Annotated in this window: 24 protein-coding genes and 1 pseudogene; 10 read left to right on the forward strand and 15 right to left on the reverse strand. The window is 62.9% G+C overall.

All coding sequences use genetic code 11. The features are described 5' to 3' along the window. Positions 1–305 precede the first annotated feature (305 nt). From ABVQ20_RS24650 to ABVQ20_RS24675, 7 genes and pseudogenes are all read right to left on the reverse strand, one after another. Positions 306–1,103: a hypothetical protein gene (locus ABVQ20_RS24650; RefSeq protein ID WP_354462272.1), complete on the reverse strand. Its 798-nt coding sequence runs from the start codon at positions 1,101–1,103 to the stop codon at positions 306–308. Between the two features lie 105 nt (positions 1,104–1,208). Further along, positions 1,209–1,985 carry an ATP-binding cassette domain-containing protein gene (locus ABVQ20_RS24655; protein ID WP_354462273.1) on the reverse strand — a complete coding sequence of 259 codons (777 nt, stop codon included), beginning with the start codon at positions 1,983–1,985 and terminating at the stop codon, positions 1,209–1,211. Next, positions 1,982–3,007, reverse strand: a complete 1,026-nt coding sequence (locus ABVQ20_RS24660; RefSeq protein WP_354462274.1) for an ABC transporter ATP-binding protein — start codon at positions 3,005–3,007, stop codon at positions 1,982–1,984. The genes ABVQ20_RS24655 and ABVQ20_RS24660 overlap by 4 nt, the downstream gene beginning before the upstream one ends. Next, positions 3,004–3,834, reverse strand: coding sequence for an ABC transporter permease (locus tag ABVQ20_RS24665; protein ID WP_354462275.1), 831 nt, complete (start codon positions 3,832–3,834; stop codon positions 3,004–3,006). The genes ABVQ20_RS24660 and ABVQ20_RS24665 overlap by 4 nt, the downstream gene beginning before the upstream one ends. After that, entirely contained in the window at positions 3,831–4,817 is a 987-nt protein-coding gene (locus ABVQ20_RS24670; RefSeq protein WP_354462276.1) for an ABC transporter permease, read from the reverse strand. Before ABVQ20_RS24670 ends, ABVQ20_RS24665 begins: the two co-directional genes overlap by 4 nt. Before the next feature lie 52 nt (positions 4,818–4,869). Continuing rightward, a pseudogene (locus tag ABVQ20_RS40520) lies at positions 4,870–5,057 on the reverse strand (hypothetical protein); the annotation flags it as partial. 38 nt (positions 5,058–5,095) lie between these two features. Next, positions 5,096–6,706 carry an ABC transporter substrate-binding protein gene (locus tag ABVQ20_RS24675; protein ID WP_354462277.1) on the reverse strand — a complete coding sequence of 537 codons (1,611 nt, stop codon included), beginning with the start codon at positions 6,704–6,706 and terminating at the stop codon, positions 5,096–5,098. A 366-nt stretch (positions 6,707–7,072) separates the two neighbouring features. Between ABVQ20_RS24675 and ABVQ20_RS24680 the strand changes: the two genes are divergently transcribed. Then, positions 7,073–8,263, forward strand: a complete 1,191-nt coding sequence (locus tag ABVQ20_RS24680; protein WP_354462278.1) for a M24 family metallopeptidase — start codon at positions 7,073–7,075, stop codon at positions 8,261–8,263. Positions 8,264–8,441: 178 nt separating this feature from the next. Here ABVQ20_RS24680 and ABVQ20_RS24685 read toward each other — a convergent pair whose 3' ends face one another. Genes ABVQ20_RS24685 through ABVQ20_RS24695 form a run of 3 tightly spaced genes read right to left on the reverse strand, consistent with a single transcriptional unit; the run spans position 8,442 to position 10,941 of the window. Next, positions 8,442–8,861: a cupin domain-containing protein gene (locus ABVQ20_RS24685; RefSeq protein ID WP_354462279.1), complete on the reverse strand. Its 420-nt coding sequence runs from the start codon at positions 8,859–8,861 to the stop codon at positions 8,442–8,444. 6 nt (positions 8,862–8,867) lie between these two features. Further along, complete coding sequence (locus ABVQ20_RS24690) at positions 8,868–9,734, reverse strand: phosphoenolpyruvate hydrolase family protein (RefSeq protein WP_354462280.1); 867 nt, start codon at positions 9,732–9,734, stop codon at positions 8,868–8,870. 10 nt (positions 9,735–9,744) lie between these two features. After that, positions 9,745–10,941 (reverse strand): Tm-1-like ATP-binding domain-containing protein, encoded by a 1,197-nt coding sequence (locus tag ABVQ20_RS24695; RefSeq protein WP_354462281.1) that lies wholly within the window; start codon positions 10,939–10,941, stop codon positions 9,745–9,747. A gap of 301 nt (positions 10,942–11,242) precedes the next feature. On the opposite strand from ABVQ20_RS24695, the gene ABVQ20_RS24700 reads away from it, so the two are divergent. Beyond that, positions 11,243–11,914, forward strand: a complete 672-nt coding sequence (locus ABVQ20_RS24700) for a TetR/AcrR family transcriptional regulator (RefSeq protein WP_354462282.1) — start codon at positions 11,243–11,245, stop codon at positions 11,912–11,914. A 3-nt stretch (positions 11,915–11,917) separates the two neighbouring features. Here ABVQ20_RS24700 and ABVQ20_RS24705 read toward each other — a convergent pair whose 3' ends face one another. After that, positions 11,918–12,208, reverse strand: coding sequence for a hypothetical protein (locus ABVQ20_RS24705; protein ID WP_354462283.1), 291 nt, complete (start codon positions 12,206–12,208; stop codon positions 11,918–11,920). A 75-nt stretch (positions 12,209–12,283) separates the two neighbouring features. Between ABVQ20_RS24705 and ABVQ20_RS24710 the strand changes: the two genes are divergently transcribed. The 6 genes from ABVQ20_RS24710 (at position 12,284) to ABVQ20_RS24735 (ending at position 17,990) form a co-directional block, all read left to right on the forward strand. Then, positions 12,284–13,600 carry an ABC transporter substrate-binding protein gene (locus ABVQ20_RS24710; RefSeq protein ID WP_354462284.1) on the forward strand — a complete coding sequence of 439 codons (1,317 nt, stop codon included), beginning with the start codon at positions 12,284–12,286 and terminating at the stop codon, positions 13,598–13,600. 75 nt (positions 13,601–13,675) lie between these two features. Then, positions 13,676–14,581, forward strand: coding sequence for a carbohydrate ABC transporter permease (locus ABVQ20_RS24715; protein ID WP_354462285.1), 906 nt, complete (start codon positions 13,676–13,678; stop codon positions 14,579–14,581). A 1-nt stretch (position 14,582) separates the two neighbouring features. Then, positions 14,583–15,539 carry a carbohydrate ABC transporter permease gene (locus tag ABVQ20_RS24720; protein WP_354462286.1) on the forward strand — a complete coding sequence of 319 codons (957 nt, stop codon included), beginning with the start codon at positions 14,583–14,585 and terminating at the stop codon, positions 15,537–15,539. Beyond that, a complete protein-coding gene (locus ABVQ20_RS24725; RefSeq protein WP_354462287.1) occupies positions 15,536–15,757 on the forward strand; it encodes a hypothetical protein in 222 nt (73 codons plus the stop codon). The genes ABVQ20_RS24720 and ABVQ20_RS24725 overlap by 4 nt, the downstream gene beginning before the upstream one ends. Further along, positions 15,754–16,857, forward strand: a complete 1,104-nt coding sequence (locus ABVQ20_RS24730; protein ID WP_354462288.1) for an ABC transporter ATP-binding protein — start codon at positions 15,754–15,756, stop codon at positions 16,855–16,857. The genes ABVQ20_RS24725 and ABVQ20_RS24730 overlap by 4 nt, the downstream gene beginning before the upstream one ends. 47 nt (positions 16,858–16,904) lie before the next feature. Then, positions 16,905–17,990 (forward strand): ABC transporter ATP-binding protein, encoded by a 1,086-nt coding sequence (locus ABVQ20_RS24735; protein WP_354462289.1) that lies wholly within the window; start codon positions 16,905–16,907, stop codon positions 17,988–17,990. Positions 17,991–18,078: 88 nt separating this feature from the next. On the opposite strand, the gene ABVQ20_RS24740 is transcribed toward ABVQ20_RS24735, so the two are convergent. Beyond that, the gene (locus ABVQ20_RS24740) at positions 18,079–19,065 is read right to left on the reverse strand and encodes an AraC family transcriptional regulator (RefSeq protein ID WP_354462290.1); all 987 of its coding nucleotides are present in this window, start codon (positions 19,063–19,065) and stop codon (positions 18,079–18,081) included. A gap of 185 nt (positions 19,066–19,250) precedes the next feature. Between ABVQ20_RS24740 and ABVQ20_RS24745 the strand changes: the two genes are divergently transcribed. Further along, positions 19,251–20,468: an MFS transporter gene (locus ABVQ20_RS24745; RefSeq protein WP_354462291.1), complete on the forward strand. Its 1,218-nt coding sequence runs from the start codon at positions 19,251–19,253 to the stop codon at positions 20,466–20,468. A 6-nt stretch (positions 20,469–20,474) separates the two neighbouring features. On the opposite strand, the gene ABVQ20_RS24750 is transcribed toward ABVQ20_RS24745, so the two are convergent. Then, complete coding sequence (locus ABVQ20_RS24750) at positions 20,475–20,822, reverse strand: GFA family protein (RefSeq protein WP_354462292.1); 348 nt, start codon at positions 20,820–20,822, stop codon at positions 20,475–20,477. A gap of 152 nt (positions 20,823–20,974) precedes the next feature. Between ABVQ20_RS24750 and ABVQ20_RS24755 the strand changes: the two genes are divergently transcribed. Further along, positions 20,975–22,270, forward strand: a complete 1,296-nt coding sequence (locus ABVQ20_RS24755; RefSeq protein WP_354462293.1) for an amidase — start codon at positions 20,975–20,977, stop codon at positions 22,268–22,270. A 28-nt stretch (positions 22,271–22,298) separates the two neighbouring features. Here the strand turns inward: ABVQ20_RS24755 and ABVQ20_RS24760 are convergent, their stop codons facing one another. Next, positions 22,299–22,667: a hypothetical protein gene (locus ABVQ20_RS24760; RefSeq protein WP_354462294.1), complete on the reverse strand. Its 369-nt coding sequence runs from the start codon at positions 22,665–22,667 to the stop codon at positions 22,299–22,301. Positions 22,668–22,729: 62 nt separating this feature from the next. Continuing rightward, complete coding sequence (locus ABVQ20_RS24765; RefSeq protein WP_354462295.1) at positions 22,730–23,722, reverse strand: hydroxyacid dehydrogenase; 993 nt, start codon at positions 23,720–23,722, stop codon at positions 22,730–22,732. Position 23,723 lies beyond the last annotated feature (1 nt).

Consider the following 23,723-nt stretch of genomic DNA (forward strand, 5'->3'; position numbering starts at 1 on the left):
GCTCGTCAGGCTCATAACCTGAAGGTCACAGGTTCAAATCCTGTCCCCGCAACCAAATTCAAAATAGCCCGGTTCAAGCCGGGCTATTTTTGTATCTAGCTTATGGTTGCTGTGTCGAAGCGATAGTGCCCCAAGCCCGCTCAGATCTGGTGCAACTGGCCGGGCGGATAGGACCTCCCCGACCTCATGGCCCAAATTCCTTTTGTCCCGGAATGTGATAATCTCAGCCCTTGAGGAAAGCCGCCGCCATCGTCCGGACAGCCAAAACTGAAGAGTTCGTCCTCGGTGGCGGCGAAGGTTCGAAATCAGGCCGCTTTCTCCTCCGTCAGGCCCGCGGAAGCCAGCCGCGCCAAGGCCTCCAACACGCTGACGCGCCTGTAGGATTCGGTGGCCAGCCCGTTCTCCCTGAGCGCCTCGCGGCGCGCTTCGACAAAGGCGCGCTCCTCCGGAGTGATGTCATGTTCGCGTTTGCGGAGCCAGTCCTGGTAGGACGAATCGAGTTCCTTGACCGGCTTGGCGGCCGTCGAAACCGAAGCCGGTCTGCTGTCGGCGTAGCGAGGCCGCAAGGCGCTGTTGGGATTGTATTCGGTTCGCCTGTCCTTGCCGGCGATGGTCAGGTCGGGATTGGCGACCCGGCCTGAGGGGCTGTAGACAAACGCTGACGCGATCCGGTCAAGCGCCGCATCCACTTCCTTCGGGCGATGCACGACGTCCCTCTGCGGCCGGTCGGGAACAGCCAGCCGGGTGATGCCGCGATCGTTGATGGCATCCAGCACTTCGCGGTGATCGAGCGAGGTGATGACCTCGCGGCGCGCCGGCCAGAAGTCATAGGGCGCATGCGCGCCATAGCCCTTGCCGATATGGAAGGCGTAGATCTCCGGATAGACAGTGAGCGCGGTGCGGCGGCTCGGCTTGATGTCGTAGAAGGCGGTCATGGCGATCTGCAGCAGATGCGTCGCGCCAATGCCACCAAGGGCGTCGTCGATGACAAGCCCAAACCTGTCATGCGCGTTCCAGTCCGGCAGCGCCTGCGCGATCGATGCGGGCTTTCCGTCAATCGTGACGTCGAACATGTCTGCTTTCAGCAACGTCATCACATGCATTTGGGGCATCTCCTTCAACGAGGCGCTCATATCGGATCACGATTCGCGGCGGGTCTATCAAAACAGGCGGCAACTGGCGTGTCACCAGAAGTGTGACAGGACTCGCTATCCGGCCTGCCGGCTCAGTCTTGGCGCCGCTGCCACCAGCGCCCTGCCAACAGTCGATTGCGGGGCGTCGATGACCGTACGGGCGTCGCCGCTTTCGACGATCCTGCCGGCATCGAGGATGACGACGCGATGGGCGACAGCGCGGATCACGCCGAGATCATGCGAAATGAACAGGTAGGCGATGCCTTCCTCGCGCTGCAGGTCGAGCAGCAATTGCAGGATCTGCCCGCGCACCGAAACGTCGAGGGCGGAAACCGCCTCGTCAAGCACGATCAAAGATGGCTTTGTCGCAATGGCGCGGGCAATGGCGACACGCTGGCGCTGGCCGCCGGAGATTTCGTGGATGGCGCGCGCTGCAAGATCGCTCGCCAATCCGACGCGCTCCAGCAGGGCGGCGATGCGGCGCGGGCGCTCGCTGCGCGATGTGATGCCATGGATGCGCAGCGGATCATCCAACACTCGGGCCACGGTGGCGCGCGGATTGAAGGCGGCGAGCGGATCCTGGAACACCATCTGCAGGTGCGCGCGCCGGGCGCGCAACGCGGCGCCGGTCAAGGCCAGGAAATCTCCGCCTTCGAACTCGATGCGGCCTGCATCGGCTTCCACCAGCCGCAGCACCAGCCGAGCGATCGTCGACTTGCCGCTGCCGGAAGGCCCGGCCAACGCCAGCGTCTCGCCGGGTTCGATGTGGAAGCTCACATCGTCCACGGCGGCTACGGTCTTGCCGCCGCGACGATACCGTTTGGCGAGATTGGAAACTGCCAGCAAACTCATGCAGGGGTCTCAAAAGCCCGACGGCCAAGCAGCGGCTCGGCATCGAGGCCGATATGCGCGTCGAGCAGCGCGCGCGTATAGGGCTGGCGTGGCACTTCGACGATCTGCACCGTCGCCCCGCACTCGACCAACTCGCCGTGCCGGAAGACGGCGATGCGTTCCGCAAGCTCCGACGCCAGCGCGATGTCATGGCTGACGAACAGCAGCGTCATGCCGTCCTCCGACACCAACTGTCGGATCAGCGCGACGATCTCGGCCTGAACGATCGTGTCGAGCGCGCTGGTCGCCTCGTCGGCGATGAGCAATTTCGGCCCGGCGGCGATGGCGGCGGCGATTGCCACGCGCTGTTTCTGGCCGCCAGAGAGTTGGTGTGGAAAGGCGCTCATAGCAGAGTCCGGGTCCGGCAGGCGGACGCGCTCGAGCAGGGTTCTGGCTTTCGCGTAGGCCTGCTGCCATGTGAGGCCAAGATGCGTGCGCGCGACTTCGGCGATCTGTTTGCCGACTGTCATCACCGGATTGAGGCTGCCGGACGGGTCCTGGAAGACGAAGCCTATGTCGCGGCCGGCGAGGGGGATGCGGCTCGATTTCGCCGTGGGTTCGAATCGTTCGCGTTCCTTCACGCCCCCCTCTGTCCTGCCGGGCATCTCCCCCACGAGGGGGGAGATTGCGCTGTCATTTCTGCCTTCGCCAATCGCCAGCGTTGTAGATGGAGAGCCGGCGGTCGAACTGCCGATCTCCCTCCTTGTGGGGGAGATGTCCGGCAGGACAGAGGGGGGCGCGAAGGAATGAGGCGATTGGAATTCTGGGCTATGCCAGTCAATCAAGCCTCCAATCCTGGAAGAGGCCGGCAACAGCCCGGCAATAGCCAGCGCCAGCGTGCTCTTGCCCGAGCCGCTTTCGCCGATAATGGCCAGCCGCTCACCCGCGGCAATGTCGAGATTGATGTTCTTCAGCGCCACCACTTCGCTACCGTCGCGGCGGTAGGTCACCGTCAGGTCACGAATTGAAAGGAGCGCGGTCACGATAGGCCTCTCCGGACCGCCGTCGTCTCGACGATGCCTTCACCGGCGAGGTAGACGCCGAGCACCGTCAAGACCAGCGCCACGCCTGGAATGATCGACAGGAACGGCGCTGTGCGCAGCACGGCGCGGCCTTCGGCGATCATGCCGCCCCAGGTTACCAGATTGGGATCGCCCAGGCCGAGAAACGACAGCGCCGCCTCGGTCAGGATCGCGGCGGCGACGATCACCGACGACAGCGCCAGCACCGGCGGCAGCGCATTGGGCAGCACCTCGCGAAAGGCGATCTCCAGCGGATGCATGCCGATGACGCGCGCGCCGGCGACGAAATCGCGCTCGCGAATGGAGAGGACTTCGGCGCGCGCCACGCGCGCCGGGCCGGTCCAGGCGCCCAGCGCGATCGCGGCGACGACAACGCCGAGCGACGGCCCGACGACGCTGACGAAGGCCAGCGCCAGCAGGAAGCTCGGCACGGTCTGGAAAGCGTCGGTGATGCGCATCAGCACCTCGTCGACGAGACCACCGGCAAAGCCGGCCAGCGTGCCGACCACCGCGCCGATGAACAGGGATGCGGCCGCCGCAGCCAGTCCGACCGCCAGCGAGGTGCGGGCGCCGTGGAAGAGTTCAGCCAGTACATTGCGGCCGAGCCGGTCTGTGCCGAACGGCAAGGACCAGTCCTGAAATGGCGGCAGCAGCGCTGGGCCGGCAATGGCTTGCGGATCGCCGGGAAAGACCAGCGACGCCGACAGCGCCATGGCGAAGAGCGCTGCCAGGATGATCGCCCCGGCGATAGCCTCGGGCGTGCGCAGGAAGCGTCGGATCGGGCTCATCCGCTGGCCTCGCTGGCGCCGACGCGCGGGTCGAGGAAGGCGTAGGCGATGTCGACGAGGAGGTTGATGATGACGACAAGGATGGCGCTGACGAGGATGATGCCGAGCAGCAATGGGGTATCTCGCGAGGCCACCGCTTCCTGCGCCAGCCGGCCGAGGCCGGGTACGGAAAAGACGCTTTCGATGACAACACTGCCGCCCAGCATCTGCGCAGACTGAAGCCCGAGCATGGTGACAAGCGGCAACAAGGCGTTGCGCGCGACGTGGGCGAGCACGATGCGGCGGCGCGACAAGCCCTTGGCGCGGGCGGCGAGGACAAAATCCAGCCGCCAGACCTCGGCCATGCCGGCGCGCATCATGCGTAGATAGAGCGCCAGATAGATGAAACCGAGTGCGGACACCGGAAGGACAAGGTGAATGGCGATGTCGGCGGCGCGCGCGAATCCGGTCTTGGACGATGCCAGGCTCTCGATACCGCCGATCGGCAACCAGCGCAGGTCAACGGCAAAGACGACGATCAGCACCAGTCCGAGCCAGAAGCCCGGCACGGCATAGAGTGCCAGAGAGCCGATGGACAGGATGCGGTCGCGGGCACTGCCGGGTTTGGCCCCCGCATAGATGCCGAGCGCCGAGCCGAGGCCAAAAGAGAGCGCGGTGGAACTGGCCATCAGCAGCAGCGTGTTGGGCAGGCGTTCGAGGATCACCTCGCGGATCGGCCGATTGAAGGTGACCGACTGGCCGAGATCGAGATGCAGCAGCGCCCAGAGATAGTTGGCAAGTCGTGTCAGTTCCGACTGGTCGAGACCCCAGCGATGCCGCAGCAATTCGATCATGCCGGCGTCGCCACCCGTCGAGACGATGTAGGCGTCAACAGCGTCGCCGGGCGCGGCTTCGAGCAGCAGGAAGGTGCCGATGACGACGATCAGCAACACGAAGATGCTGCCGACGAGACGGCGGCGCAGGAGGATGAGGGCGCGGTTCATGGCGAGGGGATATTGGCTGTTGTGCTGAACCTTAGGCGCAGCGCTCTACGTCGCCCCCCTCTGTCCTGCCGGACATCTCCCCCACACGGGGGGAGATTGGCAGTTTCGGCTTTCGCTGCAGTTCTGCAGCGCTGGAAATTGGCGACAGCGATCGTGACAGCTAATCTCCCCCCTCGTGGGGGAGATGTCCGGCAGGACAGAGGGGGGCGCGAAGGAACTCTCATCGCCGATGATGAGCATTCGCCCACGCGATGTGCAAGCATCCCGTGAGGATCTTGTTAGCCCGCCAGGTACGTGTCCGCCCAGTTCGACACTGCCCAGCGCGGATTGTTGGCAATGTTGCCCACCGTATCTCGGGCGACGCTGATGAAACTCCATTCGGCGACGTTGATCAGCGGCAGGTCGGCGGCAACCTCTTTCTGGAATTCCTTGTAGAGCTCCGTGCGGGCAGCCGTGTCGAGCGTCTCGGAGGCCTTGGCGATCAGCGCATCGAGCGCATCGTTCTTGTAGCCGCCCTGGTTGGAGAAGGGCACGCCATCGGGAATGCCGCTCTGCACCAGGATGGTGGTCGAGATCGCCGGATCGCCGCGAAACACCGGCGGCCCGACGGCGAGGTCGAAAGCGTGGTCGGTGTAGACAGCCTTGATGTGCGCGGCGGAGTCGTTGTTGACCAGCTGCGCGTCGATGCCGATGGCGGCAAGCGCCTGGCGCAGATAGTCGCCGAACTGCTTGGTTTCGTTGAAATAGGGCGCGGGCAAGAGCTTCAGCGAGAAGCGGTTGCCGTCCGGGCCTTTCTTGTAGCCGGCCTCGTCGAGCAAGGCGTTGGCCTTGGCAACGTCGAAGGCGTAGGTCGGGACATCCGCGGTGTAGAACTGCGGATCGTTCTTCGGCACCGGGCCGGTAGCCGTGGCGGCGTAACCGAGGAACACTGTCTTGACGACGAAATCCTTGTCGATGGTATGTGCAATCGCCTGGCGCACTTTCAGATCGGCCAGTTCCTTGCGCCGATGGTTGATCTCGACGACCAGCTGATAGGTCAGGCCTTCATAGCCCTTGGAGATCACCTTGAGGCCGGGCACCTTGGAGATGCGGTCGAGGTCGGCCAGCGGCACGGCGGAAAAGGCCGCGAGTTGGATCTCCTCGGCCTCGAGCGCGCTTGCCGCCGAGGTCCTGTCCGGCAACACCTGATAGATGATCTCGTTGAGATAGGGCTCGTCCTTGCCCCAATAATCCGTGTTCTTCGTCAGCCGGTAATACTGGCCGGCCTTGTATTCGGCGAATTTGAACGGCCCGGTGCCGATCGGAGCGTTGTTGGCCGGGTTGTCCTCGATCTTGCCGACTTCGTAGATGTGCTTCGGCACCACGCTGCTCAGCGCTGGCAAGGCGTTGCGAATGAGCTGGAACGGTGTCGGCTTGGCGAATTTGAAGACGGCTGTGAGATCATCCGGCGTGTCGACGGCGGCGAGATCCTTGAACACGGTGCGGCCGAGGTTCTGCAGCGGCTTCCAGATCTGCAGCGCCGAGAAGGCGACGTCGGCGGAGGTGAACGGCTTGCCATCATGCCATTTGACGCCTTCGCGCAGCTTGAAGGTGGCCGAGAGCCCATCGGCTGCGCCCTCCCAACTGATGGCGAGGCGCGGGTCGAGCCCGTCCTTGCCGGTGAAGGACGCTTCGGCAAGGGTCTCCACGATCTTGCTGGAAATGAAGAAGACGCCGTTGGAGGCGACGATCGCGGGGTTGAGGTTGCGCGGTTCGGAATCGGCGGCCAGCACGAGACGGCCGCCCTTCTTCGGCGTCTGCGTCCAGCCGAAGGTTGGCATGGCGGTGGAGGCCAGCAGCATGGCTGAACCGCCAAGCACCGTGCGGCGCGAAATCTTGAACTCCGACATTCTCATTCCCCCTCAACCGGCCGCCCTAGGCGACATACCACTCACGAATGATCCCCTTGGGGCCATCCATGTCAAACCGATTATGAACCTTGCTGAGGCTTTCGCCAGAGATGGAATTGGCGCATCCTCACTTGGCTTTGAAATTTTCGTCCGCTGGACCAGTTTAAAGGCCACAGGCCAATTCAGATCTACCTGGTAAGACCAGATTGTCCTGATGTGCAGCGAATGGCGACTTTGTGGCTGGCCGTTGATGCTATTTCGCCCATTTCTGGCTAGACCAGAATGGGCAAAATGGTGCAGATTTGACCACAGACAGGAGATCGCGGCAGAACAGCCAGCGATCCCAGGCAATTCAGGGAGAGAGAGATGAACATTGCTCCAGGCAAGAATGCCGCCAGCACTATCCCGTTCGACCAGGCAAGGGTCGACCGGCTGATGGAGGAGGCCGGCATCGATGTGCTGCTTGCCACCTCCAAGCACAACACGCAGTATTTGCTGGGCGGCTACAAGTTCATCTTCTTCGCCGCCATGGATGCGATTGGCCACAGCCGCTACCTGCCGATCGTCGTCTACGAAAAAGGCGGGCCGGACCATGCCGCCTATATCGGCAACCGCATGGAGGGCGGCGAGCACCAGAACAACCCGTTCTGGACGCCGACGCTGCATGCCGCCTGCTGGGGCACACTCGACGCCGCCAATCTCGCTGTCGAGCATCTGCGGAAGATAGGCAAGACCGGCGCCCGCATCGGCATCGAGCCGGGCTTCCTGCCATCGGACGCCTATACGCTGATCCGCAAGGCATTGCCCGACGCCAAGCTGATCGACGCCACCGACATGCTGGAGCGCATGCGTGCCATCAAGACCGACGCGGAGCTGGAGAAGCTGCGCGTAGCCTCCGAGTTGATCACCGATTCCATGCTGGCGACCATTGCCTGGGCGCGCGAAGGCACGACCAAGACCGACATCATCGAGCAGTTGCGGCGTGAGGAAACCAATCGCGGCGTGCATTTCGAATATTGCCTGCTGACCCTGGGAGCCAGCCACAACCGCGCCGCCTCGCCGCAGGCGTGGAAGCAAGGCGAGGTGCTGTCCATCGATTCCGGTGGCAATTATCACGGCTATATCGGCGACCTCTGCCGGATGGGCATCCTGGGCGAGCCGGATGCTGAGCTCGAGGATTTGCTGGCCGAGGTCGAGACGGTGCAGCAGGCGGCCTTTTCCAAGGTCAAGCCAGGCACGCTGGGCGGCGACATGATCTCTCACGCCGAGGGCGTTCTGAAGAAATCCAAGGTCGCTGCCTATACGGATTTCTTCGCCCACGGCATGGGGCTGATCACGCATGAGGCGCCGTTCCTGATGACCAATCATCCGGTCACCTATGAAGGCACCTATGCGGCCAAGCCGCTGGAAAAGAACATGGTGCTGTCGGTCGAGACGACGATGCTTCACCCGACGCGGGGGTTTATCAAGCTGGAGGATACGGTTGCGGTAACCGAGGCAGGTTATGTGATGTTCGGTGATAGGGGTCGTGGGTGGAACAGGGGTGGGGTTCTATAAAGACGAAGGCTGGCGCTGCCCCTCATCCGGCTGCCGCCACCTTCTCCCCGTAGAACGGGGAGAAGAGAGCAGTTGCGGCGCTGCCGATTAGCGAAACCGTCGGTGACAGCGTCTTTCTCCCCGTTCTACGGGGAGAAATGTCCGGCAGGACAATGAGGGGCGGCGCTGGCCTAGAGAGCTATTCCCCACCCGCCGGGATCAGCCTGAAATCCGGCAACTCCCGCAAGCCCAGTTCCGGCCCGGCCGGCGAATAGACGACGAAGAGCTGCATCGGCCCATCACCGGTGTTCAGCGTCGAGTGAAACCGGCTTTCCGGCACGTAGACGGTGCAGCCGGGGCCGACCTTCTCGACCACCGGATTGCCCTTCTCATCCTCGACCATCTGCTCGCCATGGCCCGAGATGACGAAGATGATTTCCTCGGCGCCCGGATGATTGTGGCGCGTGTGGCCCTTGCCTGAGGGCAGGTCGACGACGCCGCCGGAAAAGCGGGTTGCGCCATTCACTTCCGGAGCCACCGTCAGCGACAGCTTGCCCCAGTCGAAGCCGAAGGCGCTGACGTCCTTCGGATAGACAAACACCTTGCTCCTGTCGGTCATCTCTCATCATCCCTTCTTTTTCTTGGCCACGGTCTTCTGATCGCGCAGCGTGACGGCCTTGAAATCCGCTGTCTGCCTGGCGATCGCGGCTTCCGCCGGCAGCCGCTCCATCGAGCTCGCGCCATAAAAACCGTGCAGGCCCTTGCAGCGGTCGAGAATGTAGCGGGCGTCGTCGGGCATCGAGATCGGCCCGCCATGGCAAAGCAGGATGACGTCCTTGCGCACCGAGCGCGCGGCATTGGCGATGGCGTCGATCTCGACGACGCAGTCGTCCAGCGACTTGGCTGACGTCGCGCCGATCGAGCCGCCGGTGGTCACGCCCATATGGGCGACCACGATGTCGGCGCCGGCTTTCGTCATGGCGCGGGCTTCATCGGGGTTGAACACATAGGGCGTGGTCAACAGGTCGAGCTTGTGCGCCTCGGCGATCATGTCGACCTCGAGCCCAAAACCCATGCCGGTCTCCTCGAAGCTCTGTCGCATGTTGCCGTCGAACAAGCCGATGGTCGGAAAGTTCTGCACGCCGGAAAAGCCCATCGTCTTCAGCTCGGCCAAAAGCAGCGGCATGATGACGAAGGGATCGGTGCCGTTGACGCCGGCTAGCACGGGCGTGTGTCTGACCACCGGCAGCACCTCGTAGGCCATTTCCTTGACGATCTCGTTGGCATTGCCATAGGCGAGCAGGCCGGCGGCCGAGCCGCGACCCGCCATGCGATAGCGGCCGGAATTGTAGATGATGATGAGGTCGATGCCGCCGGCCTCCTCGGCCTTGGCCGACAGGCCAGTGCCGGCGCCGCCGCCGACGATTGGCACGCCCTTGTCGATCATTCCCCTGAACTTCTTCAGTATGTCCTTGCGCGGTATGGCTGGCATGTCTGGGATCTCACTGTCTGGCGATGTCGAGAAAGGCTGATGTCGCAGCCTCGGCGAATTCGGGGTCGTTGATGTGCAGGGGCAGGCGGGTCACGCGCCGAGTGGCGTTTGGCTTGATCGTTCGCTCGATGGCGTCGAACAGAACGGCGTCCGCCAGCGGATCGAAGAAGGCGCCGCCTTCGATGTCGAGCGCCGAAACGCCTTTTTCCGGGATCAGGACATGCACGGGGCCTTTGCAGAGGGCGAGCCTGATGCCGATCCATTCGCCAATCATGCGGCATTCGTCCGCAGTGGTGCGCATCAGCGTGACGTTGGGATTGTGCTCGTAGAACAGCCGGCCACGATAGCGTTCCGGAATGGTCGAGGGCGCCCAGAAATTGACCATGTCGAGGGCGCCGACCGAGCCGACATAGGGCAGGCGGGTGCGGGCGATGGCGCCGAAACGGTCCTCTGTCGCCGGCAGCACGCCTCCCAACAGCAGGTCGCAGACCTCGGTCGTGGTGATGTCGATGATGCCGGACAAGAGGCCGCTGTCGGCCAGTTTCTCCATGCTGCGGCCACCTGTGCCGGTGGCGTGGAAGACCATGCCGTCATAGGTGTCGCGCAATTGGTCGGCGATAGCGGTCACGCAAGGCGTGGTAACGCCGAACATGGTGAGACCGATGGACGGCTTGCCGTCGGGTGGCGGCGCTGGCCTGGCCGCCATGCCCGATATCGCCTGGGCGGCATTGTGCAGCACGACACGGGACAACCGGTTCAGTCCGGCCATGTCGGTGACCGAAGGCATCATGATGATGTCGGAGACGTCGACATAAGGCGCGGTGTCGCCGGAGGCGAGCGTCGAGACCATGATCTTGGGCAGGCCGAGCGGCAGCGCGCGCATACCCGACGTGATGATCGAGGTGCCACCGCCGCCGCCAATGCCGATAGTGCCTGCGATGTCGTTTCGCGATTGGACGAAGCGGCTGAAGGCGATACCCATCGCCGCGACCGAGGTGCCGCGATCATTGCCGCCGAGCACGGCGTTGGCGCCTTCGGGATGATGGCTGGCAATTTCCTTGGCGGGGATGTCGACCGGGACCGTTGCGTCGCGTGTTCCGACATCGACGCGGGAAACAGCAGCGCCGGTGGCGGCGATCGCATCGGCCAGGAAGGCGAGTTCCTCGCCCTTGGTGTCGGCGGTGCCTACCGCATAGACCCGCTTCATGAGAGCGCTCCCCTGGTGGCAGGCTCGGTGGCACTGTCTAGAACTTGAGAACTGAGTGCCCTACGGCGCCCCCCTCTGTCCTGCCGGACATCTCCCCCACGGGTGGGGAGATCGGCTGGGATCAAGCTCGGTGCCTCTTCTGCGACGCTGGTGATTGGCGAAATCGGCGATGCCAGCCAATCTCCCCCCAAGTGGGGGGGATGTCCGGCAGGACAGAGGGGGGCGCCGTAGAGGGTCAACGTAGCCACTCCTACAAAAGGGCTGCCATTGCAAATTTTTGAGACGCGCGTATCGTATTGATATGAGCATCTCACGTCAACAAGCCGCAGTCACGGATGATGCCGAGCGTGGTCCCCGCGCGCGGACAAAACGGCTGATGCTGGAGACGGCGACGAGGCTGATGCAGGCCGGCGCCACGCCTTCGGTCAGCGAGGTTGCCGAGGCGGCGGAAGTCTCGCGCGCCACGGCCTATCGCTACTTCCCCAGCCAGGCGGCTCTTGTGCAGGCGGTGGTCGACGAGGGGCTAGGGCCGATCCTAACCTGGCAATCCAGTTCGACCGATCCCGAGCGCCGGGTCGCCGAACTGTTTGATACCGCCATGCCGCGCATCGAGGCCTTCGAGGCGACGTTCAAGGCGGCGCTGAAGCTTTCCCTCGACCAATGGGCCCGGCGCCAGGCAGGCACGCTGGGCGCGGAGCCTGCGTTCACGCGCGGCCACCGCATCGCATTGCTGAAGGACGCGATCGCGCCACTCAAGGACAGGTTGCCGTCATCCGAATTCAGCCGCCTGGCGCAGGCGCTGTCGCTGATCTTCGGCGTCGAAGTGCTCATTGTGCTGAAGGACATCTGGGGCCTGGACAGTCGCGAGACGATGTCCGTCGCCCAATGGGCGGCTGGCGCGCTGGTGCGTGGAGCCATGGAGGAATCGGCGCGCGAAGGCGAGAGGCCTGAGTCGTCGAAAGGCATGAAATAACATCTATCTGGTTCGACCAGATTTTCGACCAGATTTCCACGCCGGCACCTGACGATAGCTGCAATGCGGCGGCCAGGGCAAGGCTTCCCTGTATCGATCAGTAAGAAAATTAAAGGAAAACAGCGCGATGCTGCAAGATTTGCGCTGGTTGGCGTGATGGCCCAGCTCAAGAAAGCGCTTGACGTCTACCTCGAATTGGTAATACCAGATTAGAAAAGAAAAAGGGATCGAAAGTAAAAAACTGCGATCCATTTCCGGACGGGCGAGGAGGCCCAAACCGGAAAGCGCGATCATGGGAGGAACTACCAGGGCCGGCTCCGTTGCCGGCTCTCTCGACACGGTAGAATGCGCACAAGGGAGGAAATGATTATGCGCAAGTTTGTGACCAGCTTGCTTGCTGGTATCGGCTTAACGCTTGCCTGCGGAACGTCCGTCTACGCGCAGGACAAGGAACTCACCATCTTCTGGGCGGAATGGGATCCGGCCAATTATCTTCAGGAACTCGTCAACGACTACACGGCCGAGACTGGTGTCAAGGTCACGATCGAGACCACGCCCTGGCCCGATTTCCAGACCAAGACATTCGCCGAGCTGAACGCTCACGGCGATGCGTACGATCTGATCGTTGGTGACTCCCAGTGGTTGGGGGTGGGCTCTGAGCAGGGGCACTGGGTCGATCTCACGGACTTCTTCAACAAACATAAACTCAAGGACGTGTTCCTGCCGGCAACCCTCGCTTATGGCGAGTATCCGCTGAAGAGCAACAAGTTCTGGGCGATTCCGCTCGAAGGCGACGTTAACGGCTGGTCCTACCGCAAAGACTGGTTCGAGGATCCTACCGAGAAAGCGAACTTCAAGGCCAAATACGGCTACGAGCTCAGCGTGCCGAAGGACCAGAAGGCGCTTCACGATATTGCCGAGTTCTTCACTCGACCAGACAAGAACCGCTACGGCGTCGCCCTCTATACCGACAATTCCTACGACGCGGTGGCCATGGGAACCGAGCAGACCATCTTCGCCTACGGCGGCAGTCTCGGCGAATATGACACTTACAAAATCAACGGCGTCGTGAATTCGAAGGAGTCGATCGCCGGTCTGCAAGCCTATCACGACCTCTTCAAGTTCACCCCGCCCGGCTGGAACAAATCCTTCTTCCTCGAGAACAATCAGGCGATTACCTCTGGGCTGGCGGCGATGAGCATGAACTTCTTCGCCTTTTTCCCTGCCCTCGCAAACCCGGCCACCAATCCGCACGCCGCGAATACGGGGTTCTTTGCCAATCCTCCCGGCCCGACCGGCGTCCATGTCGCCGCGCTGGGTGGGCAGGGCATTTCGGTCGTCTCCTATTCCAAGAAACAGGAGGAGGCGATGAAGTTCCTCGAATGGTTCGTCAAGGATGAGACCCAGCTGAAGTGGGCGAAACTCGGCGGCTATACCTGTTCGAAGGCGGTGCTCGAATCCGCGGAGTTCCAGAACGCCACGCCTTACAACAAGGCCTTCTATGACTCGATGAAGATCGTCAGGGACTTCTGGACGCCGCCGGAATATGCCGAGTTGCTGACCCAGTTCAATGACAACGTCTATCCCTACGTCGTCAACAACAAGGGGACGGCCGAGGAGGCCATGAACGGCGTCATCAAGGATTGGACCGCGACCTTCAAGAAGTACAACCGCCCAGTTCACTAGGTCCATGTGCTCGTTTCGAGGGGAGGCGGGAGCCTTCTCTCGAAACCCGTTCTGAGGGGATTTCTGGAGGAAGTTTTGGCAGTTTCGGTTCTGAATACACTGGACCCGCGGTCGCGTGCGGCCGCGCGCGGTTGGAGCGATCTCACCATCCGCAATGTTTTCATTATTCCGACGGTCCTGTTTCTGATCGTCTTCAACATTTTCCCGTTGATTTATTCACTAGGCTATTCGTTCACCGACTTCGCGGCGAACCGCAACGTGCCGTGGAGTTTCGTGGGTCTGCAAAACTACCGCGAGCTGCTTGCCGACCAGCGCATCTGGACCAACTTCGTCATCACCGCCAAATACGTGATTGTCTCGGTTGGCGGACAGATGATCATCGGGTTTGGGATCGCGCTCCTGCTCAATCGCGATTTCCCCTTCAAGGGGGTGGTCACGACCTTGTTGCTGTTGCCGATGATGCTCTCGGCCGCGGTCGTGGGGTTGTTTTGGCAGCTCCTCTACAGCCCGTCCTGGGGGCCGATAAACTACATCCTCGGTCTGCGCAGCTTCGGCCTGTTGTCGGATGCCGACACTGCCCTCTACGCGGTGGCGATCACCGATATCTGGATGTGGTCGCCCTTCGTCATGCTGCTTTCGCTCGCCGGCCTCTCGGCAGTGCCGAAGCATCTCTACGAGGCCGCCGCGATCGACCGTGCCAGCAGTTGGTACACCTTCACTCGCATCACGCTGCCGCTGGTCGCGCCAATCTTGATGATCGCCCTCATCTTCCGGACCATGGAAGCCTTCAAGACGTTTGATCTTGCCTACGTCCTGAGCGTTCAGCCAACGACCGAACTGATTGCGATCAAGCTTTACCGTCTCGCCTTCCAGCAGTGGGATACCGGCAGGTCGTCAGCGCTGGCTTACATCGTGCTGATCATGGTGCTGGCCATAACCAACATCTACGTGAAGTACCTCAACAAGGTGAAGGAGCGCTGAGATGGCCGCAGTTCGCACCAGCGGCGAGATAGCGTTCAACCGTATCGCCATTGTCGCGGTCCTGGTCGTGATGGTTATCTTTCTCGCGCCGATCTACTGGATAGCCTCGACCGCTTTCAAACCACGCGCACTCGCCACCACAGTGCCGCCGACCGTACTGTTCCAGCCGGAGCTAACACCATTCGTCAAGCTGTTCACCAAGCGCGTGCAGCAGACCAAACCGGTCGACCCCGAGACCTACGCCGCGGCACCGTGGTGGGAGAAGGCGGTTTACGATGGCGGCGAGCGCATCTTGAAAGTCGGCGACAGCCCGCAATTGTCGCCATACCCCGATCGTTTTGCGAACAGCCTGATCATCGCTATCAGCAGCACGCTGTTTGCCGTCGGCATGGGCACGCTCACGGCCTACGGTTTCTCTCGCTTCAAGGTGAAGGGTGAAGCGGACCTGCTCTTCTTCATCCTGTCGACGCGTATGTTGCCACCCGTGGTGGTCGCGATACCGATGTACCTGATGTATCGCGCTGTCGGGCTGAATGACACGCATATCGGCCTGATCATCCTCTACACGGCCTTCAACCTATCCTTCTCCGTCTGGCTGATGAAGGGCTTCATCGACGAGATTCCCAAGGAGTATGAAGAGGCCGCGCTCGTCGACGGCTACACGCGCATGCAGGCCTTCTTCAAGATCGTGTTGCCCGAGGCCGCCACCGGCATCGCCGCTACTGCTGTCTTCTGCTTCATCACGGCGTGGAACGAATATGCCTTCGCGCTGATCATGACCAATCGCCGCGCCCAGACCGCGCCGCCCTTCATTCCCAGCCAGGTCGGCTCAGGCCTTACCGATTGGACAGTGATAGCTGCCGGAACCTTCCTGTTCCTGCTGCCGGTCGCGATCTTCACCTTCCTGCTCCGCAACCATCTTTTGCGCGGCATGTCCTTTGGAGCGATCCGCAAATGAGCTTTCGCGCCATCAACCAGAAATATCTCGAGCCCGGCAGCCAGGTGCTGATGGTGCTGGGTATCATCGCGCTCTGCCAGCCCTGGAGCATGCTGCTGCACAGCTACGGCCTGACCATCATCCTCATCGGCCTGATCGGCTTCAACGTCACCTCGAAGATCGCGCCGGAGGAAAGTGCGGCCACCGGCCAGGTGCGAAATCCGGGAGCACAGCATTGACCCAGATAGAACTCCGGGGCGTGCAGAAATTCTTTGGCGCCGTCCAGGTCATCAAGGACCTCAACCTGAGGATCGCCGACAATGAGTTCATCGTGCTGCTCGGCCAGTCCGGCTGCGGCAAGACGACGACGCTCAGGGCCATCGCCGGGCTGGAGACGATCGACGAGGGCGATATCCTCATCGACGGCAAGCCGGTGCAGCACCTGAAGGCCGCTGCCCGCGACATTGCCATGGTCTTCCAGTCGTTCTCGCTCTACCCGCATATGAGCGTCTACCAGAACATCGCCTTTCCGCTGAAGGCGACGCGCAAGAGCCGGGCCGAGATCGACCAGGAAGTGCGCTCGGTCGCCAAGACGCTGCAGATCACCGAGCTGCTTGCCAAGAAGCCCTCGGCGCTTTCTGGCGGCGACATGCAGCGCGTGGCCATCGGCCGGGCGCTGGTGCGGCGGCCAAAGGCGATGCTGATGGACGAGCCAATCGGCGCGCTCGACGCCAAGCTGCGCGAGGAGATGCGGGCCGAGATCAAGCGGCTGCATATCAAGCAGGGCTCGACCACCATCTACGTCACGCACGACCAGATAGAGGCGATGAGCCTCGCCGACCGCATCGTCGTCATGCATGAGGGCGTGCTGCAGCAGATCGGTACGCCCGATGAGGTCTATTCGCGCCCGGCCAATCTGTTCGTCGCGCAGTTTGTCGGCAGCCCGGTCATGAACGTCGCCGACGCGGCGGTGGCTGAGAAGGCTTCCTCCGCCTCGGTCACCGTGGGCGGTGCCGCCGCCGGTTTCGAATTCCCGCGCGCGCTGCTGTCGAAGCTCAACGGCCATGCCGGCGGCAAGCTCGCGCTCGGCATCCGGCCCGAGGGCGTCCTCCTACGGCGTGATGCGAGCGAAGGGTTCATGGCCGTCGAGACGCAGATCGTCGAGCCGCTCGGGTCGTTCGATATCGTCGACCTCAAGGTCGGGTCCAAGACGCTGCGCGCGCGCACCAGGAGCGGTTTCATCTCCGGCCCCGGCGAGAAGGTTTTTGCCAGGATCGATCCGACGCAAGCGCATTTCTTCGACACCGCAAGTGGCAAGTCACTTGGTGTGAAACTGTGATGGCGTTTTGCAGCATTTTCCAACGCCGAGCGGAGGCGCGCTGAGTCATGGCCCATATCCAGCTCAAGAACATTTCGAAAAAATTCGGCAACCACACGGCGCTGACCGGGCTCAACCTCGACATTGCCGATGGCGAGTTCTTCGTCCTGCTGGGCGAGACCGGCGCCGGCAAGACCACCACATTGCGCCTCATCGCTGGCCTGGAAAAGCCGACGGAAGGCCAGGTGTTCATCGACGGCGTCGATGTCGCCGACTGGAGTGCGGCCGAGCGCGACGTGGCGCTGGTGCTGCAACAGTACTCGCTCTATCCGCGCTATACGGTGCGTGAAAACCTCGAATTCCCGCTGAAGCCGAAAATCCGCCGGCTACCAGACTCCGAGATCAAGGATCGCGTCGACCGCGCCGCCCGTACGCTGCGCATCGAGCATCTGCTCGACCGCAAGACCGACCGGCTGTCAGGCGGCGAGATGCAGCGCGTCTCGATCGGGCGCGCCATCGTGCGCAAGCCGCGCGTGTTCCTGATGGACGAGCCGTTGTCGGCGTTGGATGCCAAGTTGCGCGAGGCGCTGCGCACCGAGTTGAAGAACCTGCAGATCCAGCTCGGCGCCACCTTCCTGTTCGTCACCCACGACCAGATCGAGGCGATGTCCATGGGCGACAAGGTCGGCGTGCTCAACCATGGCCGCATCGTCCAGACCGGCACGCCGCACGAGATCTACAACAATCCGCGCGACACCTATGTGGCGAGCTTCGTCGGCTCGCCGCCGATGAACCTCATCGACGGCAAGCTTGTGAACGGCCGCGCGGTGATGACGCCGATGAATTTCGAGCTGCCGCTATCGGGGGGAGCCAAGGCGAGTGTGGCGACCGACGGTCGCCCACTCGTCTTCGGCATCCGACCGGAGGATGTCTATCTCGAGAGCGGTGCGCCGGTAGAGGCGCGCGTCCACGATGTCGAGAACCATGGCGTCGAGAAGATCCTGACCTTGCGCGTCGGCGACACGACGCTACGCGCCACGGTGCCGGCGAGGACCGACGTGGCGATCGAGCAGCCCGTGCGCTTTGCCTGGAACCCCGACAAGGTGGTGCTGTTCGACAAGGGCAGCGGCATCAGTCTGCGTCACGCCGGGTGAAGCGGACCGCTTCAGTCCTTGTTTCTATGCATGTCGTTATCCCAGAACCGCTATGCACCTTTGGGCGACATGCACGAGCCGTATCGACTCAATTGGCGTGCCGGATATCGGCCTGTTCCTCGGCGCGGAGGTGGCTGGGCGCCGAGCCGATGACCCGCTTGAAGGCACGGCTGAAGGCGGCATCCGATTCATAGCCGAGACGTGCGGCAACGACGGAAATCTTCATCCGGTCGCGAACCAGCCATTGCCGCGCCTGATGCATCCTGACCTGCGTGACATATCTTGCCGGCGTTTCGCCGACGATGGTGGCGAAACGCTCGGCAAAGCCCGAGCGCGAGGCGCCCATCATCCGGGCCAGGGATTCGACCGTCCAATCGTGGTCCGGCTCGAGATGGATGGCGGCCAGCACGCGCCCGATCTCGCGGTCCCGCACCGCCGCGATCCAGCCCGACGCGTCGCCACAGCCACGTTCGACCCATGAGCGGATGACGGTGGCGGCAAGCACATCGGCAAGCCGCGCCAGAATGCCGCCGGAGCCGACACGCTCCATCGTCACTTCGCGTGCCATCGAGTCCAGCAGATGCGGAATGCCCGGCTCATAGGCTTCCAGTTCATGTGTACGCATGACATCCGGCATCATGCCGAGCAGGGGATGCAGGCCATCGAGGTTGAAATACATGCTGGCGCAGAACAGCAGCGTTCCCGGCTGGCAATTCTTGTCGCACATCTCCGCATTCGACGTGCAGTAAACGTCCTTGCAGACCTCTTCGCGCTGGTAACTGTGAATTGGCCAGGCCTGCGCTCCGGGTTCGCTGGCGAGCACATGGGCAGCGCCTCGCGGCAGCAGCAATGCATCCCCCGCATTGAGCTCCACCCATTCGTCGGACGGCTGCTTCAGCCAGCAGCCCTTGCGGCCGATGAAGTGAAACCGGGCGGCGGGATGGGCGGGGAACTGGATGCCCCAGGGCTCCTTCAGTTCGCAGCGGCCATACTCGACGCCATCGAGACGCAAGCCGCGCAATATGTCCGTTAGCGGATCACCAGTGACAGGAATTTTGGACGAACGGTCAAACATAATGGGGTTTCTAGCATGGAAACTCCAGCGGGTCACTCCCTATGTTGCAGTGCAGCCAAATGCTGCGGTGCAAATAAGCTGGAAGCCGGACAATACTGCCAAGTCGTGATGGCAAGGCACGTAACGGGGGGAAACCTCGACCGGTCATTTCCCATGTGGCGCTGCGAACAGACCGGAGACTGACCATGGCCGACCCCTCTACAGGCGTCATCGACGCCACACTTCTGAACCCCGAAGACTCCGATGAGCGAGCCGAGCCGGCATGGGGTGCCGTGGTCTCGCTTGCGCTCGGCGTATTTGGCCTGGTGACGGCGGAATTCCTGCCCGCCAGCCTGCTGACGCCGATGGCGCGCGATCTCGGCGTCAGCGAAGGCGTGGCCGGACAAGCGGTGACGGCGACCGCGATCGTCGCTGCGATCGCAGCGCCGACCATGGCGATCATGACCAGGCGCATGGACCGCAGGCTGGTGATGTGGATGCTGACTGTGTTCCTGATCCTGTCCAACCTTCTGGCCACTTTTGCCTCATCGCTCACCGTGCTTCTGCTTGCCCGCGTCGTGCTCGGCGTAGCACTGGGTGGCTTCTGGGCGATGTCGGCGGCGATGGCGCTACGTCTGGTGCCGATGCGGCTGATGCCGCGTGCCATGTCGATCATCCTGACCGGCGTTTCATTGGCCACCGTCACCGCCGCTCCTGTCGGCGCCTATGTCGGCGACATCTGGGGCTGGCGCACGGCCTTCATGATGGCGACAGTCGTCGCCGCGCTGGCGCTGCTGGTGCAGGTGGCCACCATTCCGAAGTTGCGGCCTATCGGTGTGGCGAGCTTCCGCACTTTGCTCGAGGTGCTGGAGCGGCCGTCGATCAGGGTAGCGTTGCTGGTGGTGCTGCTGGTTGCTTCGGGACATTTTGCCGGCTTCACCTATGTGCGCCCGTTCCTGGAAAAGGTTCCCGCGTTTGATATCCAGACAATCTCGCTGGTGCTGCTTGCCTACGGCATCGGCGGGTTCTTCGGTAACCTTGCCGGTGGCTTCATGGCCGAACGCAGCTTGAAGACAGCCGTGGCGCTGGCGCCGTTGCTGATCGGGCTGGCAGCCGCCTCGTTGCTGGTGCTGGGTGCTTCGCCGCTGGTATCGGCAGCGGCGGTTGCTGTCTGGGGCTTCGCTTTCGGCGCGGTGCCGGTCGGGCTGCAGACCTGGCTGGTGCGGGAGGCGCCGGACCAGGCCGAAAGCGCCGGCGGGCTGATGGTCGCGACCTTCCAGGTGGCGATTGCAATGGGCGCCGTCTTTGGCGGGTTGCTCGTCGATCATGCCGGTGTGGCCAGCGCCTTCGCCTATTGTGGAGCGGCGACGTTGCTGGCGGCCCTGACGGTCTTCTTCCTCGGCCCGAAGCGGGTCGACAGTTGAGGGGTATCAGGCCGAACGGCCGTCGAAGTCGACAACCGGCATGGCGGCAAGGTCCAGCCCCTCAACGCAATGAAGATTGATATAGGCATTTCTGTCATTCCCTTCGCCAACATCCTCGGCGAAGGGATGAATGCCGCAAGTGCGGCAGAACCGGTGTGCGATAACGTGGCTGCCGAAGGTGTAGCTGCCGAGATCATCACCCCAGGCCAGGACAAGCAGCGCCTTGTGGGGCACGGCTGACAGCAGCGCGCCCTTGCGCGAACAGATCGAGCAATTGCATCGCAGAGCACTGGCGAATTCGCCTTTGACCTCGAACGCAACCTTGCCGCAGTGGCAGCTGCCTTTGTAAAGCATCAGAATCTTCCTATTGCTGGCAGGCGCAAAGGCACGCCGGCCTACCGGCTGCGTTAAGTCATTGTTTTTCCGTAATTCCGGACGGAAACCGCTACACACTTTTCCTGGAATTGCTTTAAAGACGTTGTATCCTGGCTGAGTCCGATACCGACATGCAATCAATCCGCGACCGTCTCGAAATCATCCTGTCACGTCTTGCCAATCGCGTGGCCGATGAGAAAGTCTATACGAAGCTTTACGCCGAAGCGGCGCGGGCCGCGGCTGATGCCAGCGATGCCCGCAACCGAGCCGGCGTGACGCTCGGACCGCTCGACGGCACCATTGTCTCGATCAAGGATCTGTTCGATGTCGCCGGCGAGGCGACCACGGCCGGCTCGCTGATGCTCAGAACCGCCGCGCCCGCCCAGTGCGACGCCGCCATCGTAAGCCGGCTACGGCAGGCCGGCGCGGTCATCATCGGCAAGACCAACATGACAGAATTCGCCTTCACCGCCATCGGCGACAACCAGCACTGCGGCACGCCCGGCAACGCCGCCGATGCCAGCCGTATTCCCGGCGGTTCCTCCTCGGGTGCAGGCGTATCCGTCGGCGAGGGGACGAGCGAAATATCGATCGGTTCCGATACTGGCGGCTCGATACGCATTCCGGCGTCACTGAATGGCGTCGTCGGCTTCAAGCCGACGGCGCGGCGCGTGCCGCTGATTGGCGCGTTCCCATTGTCTGGCACGTTGGACTCCATCGGGCCGCTTGCCCGAACCGTCGCCCAATGCGCTGCCGCCGATGCGGTGATGGCCGGCGAGATGCCGGCCGCGCTGGCGTCGATCGCCCTTTCGGGGCTTCGCATTGGCATTCCGCGTGGCGTGCTTTTCGAAAACACTGAAAGCGAGGTTGCGGCGGCGTTCGCGCACTGTCTCGGCAAGATCGAACAGGCCGGCGCCGGGGTCTCGGACCTCTCGATCGACGATCTGATCGCTGATCTGAGAGCAGTCACCAAGCGTGGCTCCATCGCCGCGATGGAAGGGGCCGAAGTTCATGCCGACTGGCTGGCGGCCGGCGCTTCAGTGCCGGTGGACCCGCATGTCAGCGGACCTTTGTCGAGGGCGGCAATGCTGCCGGCTCCCGTCTACATCCGGGCACTTCGCCGCCGTACCACGCTGGCCGCCGCCATGGACGAGCGGCTGTCATCCATCGATGTGCTGGCCTTGCCGACGACGCCGGTCACCGCGCCGACCATTGTTTCGATGGCCGAGGATGTGGAACTGCGCGACCACATTGAAGGCCTGCTGTTGCGCAACACGCAGGTCGCCAACCAGTTCGACCTCTGCGCGATATCGCTGCCGATGCCGGGAACGGCGCTGCCCGCCGGCCTTATGCTGGTGGCGCGCAATGGCGGGGATCACAAGCTGCTGCGGATTGCGGCGGAAGTCGAGGCTTTGCTCGGTCGCTGACGAGCGGCTGTCCGTGGAAGGCCGAGCTTCAGTGCGCCGAGCAGTGGCTGCGTTCGCTGTCCCGGGCGGCGCGCTCGATGCCGGTCGCGATCAGCCAGGGCTGGGTGGATTGCTTGCCGTTGAGCGTCTCGGGGCGGTTCTCGATGGAGCCGGCAACAACGACCTTGCCGGCGTAAAGCTTGTCCGAAAGATTGAGCGCCTTGTCTTCTTGCGGCAAGCCGGCGATGTCGATCGACACGCCCTTGATGATCTTGCCGGTGGTGAGGTCGAGCGCGCTGTTCGACGGGCAGGGCGCCGCCACGCAGCGCAAGCCATTGTCGCAGAACACGTAGCCATCCCGCCCATCGGCAAAGGCCTGTACCGTTGTTGCGCAGACGCCGACGGCCAAGAGAATCATTGCAGCGATTTTCGACATGGGCGGTAAGGTCGCCAACGAATTCGGGAAAATTGAGGCGTCCGTTACTCGGTCTCAGGAAACCGCCGCTGGTAGTGCCCAAGCACTTCGGGATTGCGCAAGTTGACTGGCAGCTTGCCTGCCAGCACGAGCAGGGCTTCGCCCGCCGCGCCGACGCCCATGCGCATCATCGATTCCTCGGTAATGCCAGCCATGTGCGGGGTGATGATGACATTGTCGAAGCCGAAATAAGGGTGGCCGAGTGGCAGCGGCTGGGTCGAAAACACATCGAGCGCTGCACCGCCGATGCGGCCCCTGCGCAAGGCCTCGATCAGCGCGTCGTCGTCCACGACAGGGCCGCGCGAGACGTTGATCAGCAAGGCATTCGGTTTCATGCGGGCGATGCGTTCGCGGCTGATCAGGCCGCGCGTCTCCGGCGTCAGCGGGCAGCACAAAACGATGATGTCGCTCTGCTCGACCAGCGCGTCGATCGACAGGAAGCCGACCTTGTCCGGCGCCGGCTGCATGCTGCGCGTCGTCGCCACCACGTTGAGGTCGAAACCATGGGCGGCGATATGGCCGACCGCCTGCCCGACGGCGCCGAGCCCGACGATGCCGATCGTCTTGCCGGCAAGCTCGCTGTTGGAATTGGCGTGCTCGCGGCCGGCGAGCCAGCCTTTTGCGCGCAAATCACGGTCGACCATGCGGAACTGCCGAAGCAGGGCCAGGGCCGCGAACATCACGTGCTCGGCCACCGATCGCGCATTGACCGCCGGCACGTTGGCAACCAGCACGCCGGCCGCGGTCGCTGCTTCCATCGGGATCATGTCGAGCCCGGCGCCATGGCGGATCGCCGCTCTCAGCTTCCAGGCACTCTCGAAAAGTTGTGGTGGCAGGTGGGCGCGCACGATGACGATGTCGGCGTCCTTCGCCTCACTGGTCAGGGTGCCGGCATCGAGCGCCGACGCAATGACAAGCTGACCGGCGCCGGCCAGCATGGCGGATGCGTGCGGGTGCAGGGGGTGGGTCGACAAGATCCTGGCTACGGTCTGGCCCACG

It is taken from the genome of Mesorhizobium shangrilense (assembly GCF_040537815.1).
Taxonomy (GTDB): Bacteria; Pseudomonadota; Alphaproteobacteria; order Rhizobiales; family Rhizobiaceae; genus Mesorhizobium; species Mesorhizobium shangrilense.